Annotated in this window: 1 rRNA gene; it reads right to left on the reverse strand. The window is 53.4% G+C overall.

Annotation, left to right across the window (positions count from 1 at the left end):
• Positions 1-1,043 (reverse strand): 23S ribosomal RNA (locus ACT6VE_RS34830); the annotation flags it as partial.

Below are 1,043 nucleotides of genomic sequence, written 5' to 3' on the forward strand. Positions count from 1 at the left end.
CCATTCGTGCAGGTCGGAACTTACCCGACAAGGAATTTCGCTACCTTAGGACCGTTATAGTTACGGCCGCCGTTTACCTGGGCTTCAGTTCGGAGCTTTCACTCCTCCCTTTAACCTTCAGGCACCGGGCAGGCGTCAGACCCTATACGTCGCATTGCTGCTTCGCAGAGCCCTGTGTTTTTGCTAAACAGTCGCTACCCCCTGGCTTGTGCCACTCAGTCCTGGTTGCCCAGGGTGAGTCACGCTTATTCCGAAGTTACGCGTGCAATTTGCCGAGTTCCTTCAGCACAGTTCTCTCAAACGCCTTGGTATGCTCTACCTGACCACCTGTGTCGGTTTCGGGTACGGTCTCTGCTGGAGTTATTTCCTGGGACGACGCCCCTGCACGGACAATCCAATAAGCCCGTACAAGTTATGCCATCCGTCACTTCCAGCTGGTGCAGGAATATTTACCTGCTTCCCATCGACTACGCTTTTCAGCCTCGCCTTAGGGGCCGACTAACCCTGCGCAGATTAGCTTTACGCAGGAACCCTTGGTCTTTCGGCGAGAGTGTCTCTCACACTCTTATCGTTACTCATGTCAGCATTCTCACTTCCGATACCTCCAGCCAGGCTCACGCCTGACCTTCACCGGCTTACGGAACGCTCCGCTACCGCTTGCACAAAGTGCAAACCCATATCTTCGGCGACTGGCTTGAGCCCCGTTACATTTTCCGCGCAGGATCGCTTGATCAGTGAGCTGTTACGCTTTCTTTAAAGGATGGCTGCTTCTAAGCCAACCTCCTGATTGTCAAAGCAATCCCACATCGTTTCCCACTTAGCCAGTACTTGGGGGCCTTAGATGATGGTTAGGGTTGTTTCCCTTTTCACGACGGACGTTAGCACCCGCCGTGTGTCTGCCCGATAGTTCTCTTAGGTATTCGGAGTTTGGTTAGTATTGGTACCGCTCGCGCAGCCCGCAACCATCCAGTGCTCTACCCCCTAAGGAATTCGTCGGACGCTCTACCTAAATAGATTTCGCGGAGAACCAGCTATGTCCAAGT

Origin of the sequence: Shinella sp., assembly GCF_052438155.1 — a bacterium.
In the GTDB taxonomy this organism is placed as follows: Bacteria; Pseudomonadota; Alphaproteobacteria; order Rhizobiales; family Rhizobiaceae; genus Shinella.